The organism is Micromonospora inaquosa (assembly GCF_003857055.1).
GTDB lineage: Bacteria > Actinomycetota > Actinomycetes > Mycobacteriales > Micromonosporaceae > Micromonospora > Micromonospora inaquosa.
In genome coordinates this window covers 24273-31071 of sequence record NZ_QGSZ01000144.1, presented here as the reverse complement: position 1 = coordinate 31071, position 6799 = coordinate 24273, and the positions used below count along the sequence as shown (strand labels likewise).

At 73.1% G+C, this 6799-nt stretch carries 7 protein-coding genes; 4 read left to right on the top strand and 3 right to left on the bottom strand.

Features of this window, described 5'->3' with window-relative positions; translation table 11 throughout:
* Nucleotides 1–625, bottom strand: a 625-nt coding sequence (locus tag DLJ59_RS05925) for an LppM family (lipo)protein (protein ID WP_124771495.1), incomplete at its 3' end; no start/stop codon positions are given.
* A 170-nt stretch (nt 626–795) separates the two neighbouring features.
* Between DLJ59_RS05925 and DLJ59_RS05920 the strand changes: the two genes are divergently transcribed.
* Entirely contained in the window at nt 796–1260 is a 465-nt protein-coding gene (locus DLJ59_RS05920) for an NUDIX hydrolase (protein WP_124771494.1), read from the top strand.
* Between the two features lie 35 nt (nt 1261–1295).
* Nucleotides 1296–2576, top strand: coding sequence for an FUSC family protein (locus DLJ59_RS05915; protein WP_244235842.1), 1281 nt, complete (start codon nt 1296–1298; stop codon nt 2574–2576).
* 10 nt (nt 2577–2586) lie between these two features.
* Here DLJ59_RS05915 and DLJ59_RS05910 read toward each other — a convergent pair whose 3' ends face one another.
* Nucleotides 2587–3312, bottom strand: a complete 726-nt coding sequence (locus DLJ59_RS05910) for an alpha/beta hydrolase (RefSeq protein ID WP_124771493.1) — start codon at nt 3310–3312, stop codon at nt 2587–2589.
* A gap of 91 nt (nt 3313–3403) precedes the next feature.
* Nucleotides 3404–4393, bottom strand: a complete 990-nt coding sequence (locus tag DLJ59_RS05905) for a LacI family DNA-binding transcriptional regulator (protein WP_124771492.1) — start codon at nt 4391–4393, stop codon at nt 3404–3406.
* A 159-nt stretch (nt 4394–4552) separates the two neighbouring features.
* On the opposite strand from DLJ59_RS05905, the gene DLJ59_RS05900 reads away from it, so the two are divergent.
* Both DLJ59_RS05900 and DLJ59_RS05895 read left to right on the top strand, forming a co-directional pair.
* Nucleotides 4553–5815: an MFS transporter gene (locus DLJ59_RS05900; protein ID WP_124771491.1), complete on the top strand. Its 1263-nt coding sequence runs from the start codon at nt 4553–4555 to the stop codon at nt 5813–5815.
* 73 nt (nt 5816–5888) lie between these two features.
* Nucleotides 5889–6785, top strand: coding sequence for an aldo/keto reductase (locus DLJ59_RS05895; RefSeq protein WP_124771490.1), 897 nt, complete (start codon nt 5889–5891; stop codon nt 6783–6785).
* Nucleotides 6786–6799: the final 14 nt, after the last annotated feature.

Below are 6799 nucleotides of genomic sequence, written 5' to 3'. Positions count from 1 at the left end.
TCCCTGGCTGCTGGTCGTCGGCGGCGGCCGGTGAGGCGGACGGACGAGGGGGCGCCTCGGCCACGGCCCGCAATTCGGTCGGCTTCTCCTGGTTGGAATCGACCTTCCAACTGACCGAACGGCCGTTGACGGTGCCATTGCTGTCGATCACCCGGCCGGGAAATGTCACCGAGATCTCGAACGACATGAGCTTGAGGAACGCCTGTTGGTTTTGCGGATTCTGCTCGGCAACCTTTCCGCCATATTTCTTGGGATCGATCGGCAGCGTGAAGCGGTACAGGTCGCCGTCCCTGACCAGTTTCACGCTCTCGGTGTCGAAACCGGCCAGCGGCGCCTTGCGGTAACTGATCTGGGAACCGTAGAAAGTGTCGTCCTGGTAAAGGGTCTCCTCGCCGGCCGGTAGGGCGGGGATGTTCTGCCGCAGCTCCGCGAAGGCGACCGGGAGGTTCTTGTTACGGTTGCTCAGCACGGACTTCTGGGCCGTCAGCAGGAGCTGCCCGTCGACCGTGTCGTCGGCGTTGATCGTCAAGCCCATGTTGAGTTGCATGCAGCCGCTCAGCGCGGCGAGAAGGAGGAGGCACACCGCGACGCGGAGTGCCCTACCGCGGTTGACTCTCCTGTTCATGCGCTCAGTGTGTGTGATCGCTTTCATCATCAGCAGTCAGCGATCGGTCACAACGAAGTCGCCGATTGTACCGGCGCACTGTCGCATTTGATTAGTTCGGACGACGGCCCGAATGACTATTCTGGAGTTTTGGGGCGTCGTCGGTTCGTCGTCGGCCGTAGTCTGATCGGATGAGAATCGTCGCGTGCGTCATGCTGGTGGATCCTGACGGGCAGTTGTTGTTGCAACTGCGCGACAGCGACGCGACGCACCATCCGAACGTGTGGGGGTTGCCCGGCGGCCACGGCGAGCCGGGGGAGACGCCGGAGCAGACCGCCGAGCGGGAGCTGTGGGAGGAGACCGGCCTGCGGGCCGACGGGCCACTGCGCCCGGTCGCCGTGCAACAGCTGCCCGAGCTGGGTCGGGTGAAGCACTACTTTCTCGGCAGCACCCGGGCCCGGCAGGAGGACGTGGTGCTCGGTGAGGGCGCGGCGATGCTCTTCGTCCCCGGTGCCGAGGTGCTGGACGGTCGTCCCTGGACGCCGGGCACCGTTGAGGTGTTGACCGAGTTCCTCGCCTCACCGGAGTACGCGGCCCTGGCCACCGGCCGGGTCGCCGGGCCGGTTCAGCCCGCCGGCGGCCGCCAGTCCGCATAGCGGGCCATGCCGCCCAGGGCCAGCGTGACCGCTGGTTGAGCATCGGACGCAGCCGGAGCCTCGCCCGCTACGCCTGCCCGTCGGAGGCGGTGTGCCGGCGTGAGCTGGTAGCGGGTGTGGTGAGCTGGCGCCGTGATGTCGGGCCGGGGCACGACGGACCGGCCGGCGTGGGTGGTGGGAGAGGTTGGGCGATGGTGCGGATCAGTGGCCTGCGGACGGCCGTCGGGCGGCTGCGGCGCGGCTGGCGGCCGGTGCTGGAGGCGACCGTCGCGGCGACCGTGGCCTGGTTGCTGGCCACCCGGCTGCTCGGGCACCCGCAGCCCTTCTTCGCGCCGGCCGCCGCGCTGATCGTCCTCGGCCAGGCCCGGGGGCAGCGAATCCGCCGGGCCGTCGAGGTCGTCCTCGGGGTCGCCGCCGGGGTGCTCGTCGCGGACCTGGTGGTGCAGGCGCTCGGCCCGGGCAGCACCTGGACGGTCTTCACCGTCATCCTGCTCACTGTCCTCCTCGCGGTGGCCTTCGGCGCCACCGGCGTGACACTGGTGCAGGCGGCGGTCTCCGCGCTCTACCTGGTGGTGGTCGCGCCGCCGGACGGGTCGCTGGTGCCGTTCCGCTTCGTCGACGCCCTGGTCGGCGGCGCGGTCGCGCTCGCGGCCAGCCTGCTGGTCGACGCCCGGCGTCCGCTGGCCCCGCTGGTCGCCGAGGTACGGCGGACCTTCGACGAGCTGGCCGGGCTGCTGGGCGGGATCGCGGACGCGCTGGACGACCGCGACGAGGCGGCGGCGCTCGCCGCGCTGCGGCAGGCGCGGGGGATGGACGCCCGGGTGGACGGGCTGCGTGACGGAGTGCTGGCCGCCGGTGAGGCGCTGCGGCTCAACGTCCGTCGACGTCAGCACCTCGGTCGGCTGCGCTCGGTGGACGAGTCGATCCGGCAGATCGACTACGCGGTCCGCAACGTCCGGGTGCTGGCCCGCGCGGGGGTGACCCTCAGTCGGCTGCACACGTCTGCCCCGGCCGAGCTGGGCGCCGCCCTGCGGTCGCTGGCCGAGGCGGTCAGTCAGGCCGGCGCCGCCCTCGCGGCCGACCTGAACGGGCAGGAGGAGACCGCCGACCGGCACGCCACCCGGGCCGACGAGTCGGCGTTGGCCGCGGTGCGCGCCGCCGGGCAGCTCTTCGGCTCCACCCAGACCCTTCCCCTGGCGATGATCATCGGTCAGGTCCGGGCCACGGCCATCGACCTGTTGCGCGGCGTCAACCCGCAGGACGACGCCGCCGTCCTCGCCCGCGTCGACGACGCCCTCGGCCTTCCTCCGGTCTGACGCCCGCCGATCAGGGATGGGCCCCGACCTGTGAGGGATGGCCGGTCAGCCAGGTGGTGGCCGCATCGCGGATCCGCACCGGGATGTCGTGGCCGCCGGGGAACTCCTCGTAGGTCACGTCGTAGCCGAGGTCGTGCAGGTGCGGGACGAGGCGCCGGCTGCACACGTCGATGGGCAGCACCCGGTCGTCGACGCCGTGCGAGATGAAGACCCGTGGCCGGCCGTGAGTGACCGGCGGCGCGGCGAAACCGGGGGAGAAGGCCACCACCGCGTCGATCAGATCCCCGTTCGCCAGGCCCAGCGACAACGCGTACGACGCGCCGTCGGAGAAGCCGCCGAGTGTCACGTCGGAGACCGGGTAGCCGTCGAAGACCGTCGCCAACAGCGCGTCGATGCGCCTCACGTCCGCCCCGAAGCCGCCGGCGATCAGGTCCCAACTGGCCGCCGACGAGTCCGGGGCGACCAGCAGCAGGTGCTGCGCGTCCGCGACCGGCAGCAGCAGGTCCAGCCCCTGTCGCGCCGAGCCGCCCGCACCGTGCAGGAGCAGCACCAACCGGTACGCCGAGCCGTTCGCCGGCTCCGGGGCGTACGCCAGGGCCAGCGGGTCGCCGTCGGGGCCGGTGATCGGCACGAGCCCGGTGCGTCCCGGCGCCACCGGCGGGTGCTGGCGGGTGGTCAACCGGCCATCCCGAGGGCTCGGCGCCGGGTCCCAGTGCGACGGCGCGGAGTCGGACACGGGTCGGCGCTCCTCGCGGTGGACGAAAGGTCCGACCCGCTTACCCGGCCGGTGCGGGGTTAACCGTCGACATGTTGAGCTGAGCGCCGACTCAGGCGCTGGCCCGCGCCACCAGGGCCGACGGGAAGAGGGTCACCGGCGCCGCCGGACGTCCGTCCAGCAGAGCGGTGGCCGCGGCGACGGCGATCCGTCCCACCGGATGACTCGCTGTGGTCAGCGCCGGGGCGGTCATCCCGGCCAACGGAATGTCGTCGAAACCGGCCACCGCGACGTCGCCGGGCACCTGCACCCCGGCGTCCCGCAGGCCCGCGATCACCCCGAGCGCGGTGTCGTCGCTGATCGCGTAGATCGCGTCGATGTCCGGCCAGCGGCGCAGCGCCTCGCCGGCCGCCGCCCGACCGCGCACCGCCCCGAAGTCCCCGGGCAGTATCCGCTCCGGTAGGCCGGCCTCGGCCATCAGCCGGCGGTACGTCTGCACGGGGCGTTGCGCGCAGGGCAGCCAGCGTGGGCCGGTCACCATGGCGATCCGGCGGCGACCCGCGGCGTACAGGTGGCGCAGCACCGCTTCGGAGCCGGCGGCGTTGTCGACGTCGAACGACGGCACGGTCGCCGAGCCGACGCCGATCGAGACCACCCGACCGCGTAGCGACGACGGCACCGCCGCCAGCAACTCCTCGGTGGTGTTGACCAGGATCACCCCGCAGACGCTGCGATCCCCGCCGAGTTGGTCGAGGCTGCGGGGGTCGCCGAACGGCAGCCAGTACAGCGCCACCCCGACACCGGCGGGCGTGCACACCCGGGCGGCCGAGCCGACCACCTGGTGCACGTACGGGTCGTCCAGCACTGCGGCGCTGGTGCCCAGGACGGCCACGACCAGGCGTACGCCGCCGCCGCGGACCAGCGCCCGGGCGGCCGGGTTGGGCACGTAGCCGAGGCGGTCGACGGCCGCGCTGACCTGTTCCCGGGCGGCCGGTGAGGCGAACCCCGTGCCGGCGATCACCCGCGACGCTGTGGACCGGGACACCCCGGCGACCCGGGCCACGTCCTCAAGGGTGGCCGGTCGGTGTGCCGCTGTCGTCATCGTCGCCTCCCGCGGCGGCCCGTCCGGTCGGACCAGCGCCTGCGCACATCATGCCCCGGCCGGACCAGCAGCGGTAAGGGGCGGTATTGGGTTGCGGTGGTAGCGCTCTCAGGTGTGCGATCGTGCCAGCAGATCATTCCGAGAAAGAGGAACACCCTCGTGAGCGCCCCCACCAGTCGACCCCTCGCACCAGACACCGCATCGCCGAGCCCGCTGACGGTCCGGCTCGCCCGCAACGCCGTCGCTGTCACCTTCACCCTCAACGGGCTGGCCGTCGGCAGCTGGTTCTCCCGCGTCCCGGCGGTCCGTGAGGCGTTGGACCTCTCCGCCGGCCGACTCGGGCTGCTGCTGCTGGCGATGAGCGTCGGTGCGCTGCTCGCCATGCCCACCTCCGGCCTGCTCGCCCAGCGGTTCGGTGCGGCCCGCACCGTCACGATGGCCACCGTGCTGGTCGCGGTGGGCCTGACCGTGGCGGGGTTGGGCGCCACGATGATCGGGTCGTTCGCCCTCGTCGCCCTGGGGTTGGTCGCCCTCGGCTACGGCTCCGGCGCCTGCGACGTGGCGATGAACGTCGAGGGCGCGGCGGTGGAGCGGCGGCTCGGCCGGACGATCATGCCGCGGTTCCACGCGGGGTGGAGCCTCGGTTCGGTGGCCGGGGCGGCGCTCGGCGCCGGTGCGGCCCGGTTCGACGTGTCGGTCGGCGCGCATCTCGTAGCGGTGGCGGTGGTCGTGTTGGCCGGCACCGCACTCGCCGCCCGGGCGTTCCTGCCGGTGGGCAGCGATCACACCGGCGACCCGGCGGACGCCACCCCGGCTGCCCGTCGCCGGGCGCAACTCGCCGCCTGGCGGGAGCCGCGCACCCTGCTGATCGGGCTGTTCGTGCTGGTGGCAGCGTTCACCGAGGGCGCCGCCAACGACTGGTTGGCAGTTGCGTTCATCGACGGCAGGGACCTGAGCGAGGCCGCCGGCGCGGGGGTCTTCGCCGTCTTCGTGGTGGGCATGACCGTCGGGCGCACCGCCGGCACCATCGCGCTGGACCGGTGGGGTCGGGTGCCGGTGCTCAGCGGCACCATCGGCCTCGCCGTGGTCGGCGCGGGCCTGGCCGTGCTGGCGGGTTCCGGGCCGGTGGCCATCGTCGGCGTCGCGTTGTGGGGACTCGGTGCGTCGCTGGGCTTCCCGGTCGGGATGAGCGCCGCGGCCGACGACGAGGCGCACGCGGCGGTGCGGGTGAGCGTGGTCGCGGTGATCGGCTACACGGCGTTCCTCGGCGGCCCGCCGTTGCTGGGGCTGGTCGGCGACCACGTCGGCACCCTGCGCGCGCTGCTGGCGGTGCCGCTGCTGCTGCTGCCGACCCTGCTGCTGGTGCCGGTGCTGCGCCCGCCGCACCCCGCCGAAACTGCTCCGTCGGTAGTTAAAAACTAACCCATTTCGCCGCCGGGCGGTATCGGGTGCGTGGCCGACTGCGCCGCGCACCCGTGCTGGTTACGGTCGCCCGATGCCAACCGACGAGATCACCGCCGCTGCGGCGGGCACCTGGACGCTGGGCGATCGCACCGTGCACCGGATGGGCTTCGGCTCCATGCGGATCACCGCGAACCCCGACCGGGACCGGGCCGTCGCCCTGCTGCGCCAGGCCGTGGAGCTGGGCGTCAACCACATCGACACGGCCGCGTTCTACGTCTCACCCGGCGGCGCCCTGCGCGTCGGCACCGGTCCGGCCCGCTACGCCACCGAGCTGATCCGCGCGGCGCTCGCCCCGTACCCGGACGAGCTGGTGATCGCCACCAAGGTCGGCTTCGGGTACGACCCGGAGGCCGGTTTCACCGAGGCGCTCACCGCGGCGCAGTTACGGGCCCAGGTCCAGGAGAACCTTCACCGGCTCGGCCGCGACCAGCTCGACGTGGTGAACCTGCGCCTCGGCCGGGGGTCGGGCCCGGTGCCGCTGGCCGACCGGTTCGGCGCGCTCGCCGAGATGCGGGCCGAAGGGCTGATCCGGCACCTCGGCCTCTCCAACGTCCGCCCCGAGCAGTTGGACGAGGTGGCCGGCATCGCACCGGTGGTCTGCGTACAGAACAACTACGGGGTGGACGCCTACCGGGAGCAGGACGCGATCGTGCGGCTCTGCGGCGAGCGGGGCATCGCCTACGTGCCGTTCTTCGCGTTGGCCGGCACCGGGCGGGAGGCGGGCGCGGGCGCCGCGCAGGGCGAGGCCGTCGAGGCGGTCGCCCGCGCGCACGGCGTCACCCCGCAGCAGGTACGCCTCGCCTGGACCCTGCACCAGGGCCCCCACGTCCTCGCCATCCCCGGCACCGCGGACCCGGACCACCTGGCGCAGAACGTGGCGGCCGGAGCCCTGCGCCTGACCCCGGAGGACCTGACCCAGCTCGGGTGACCGCCCACCCGGCC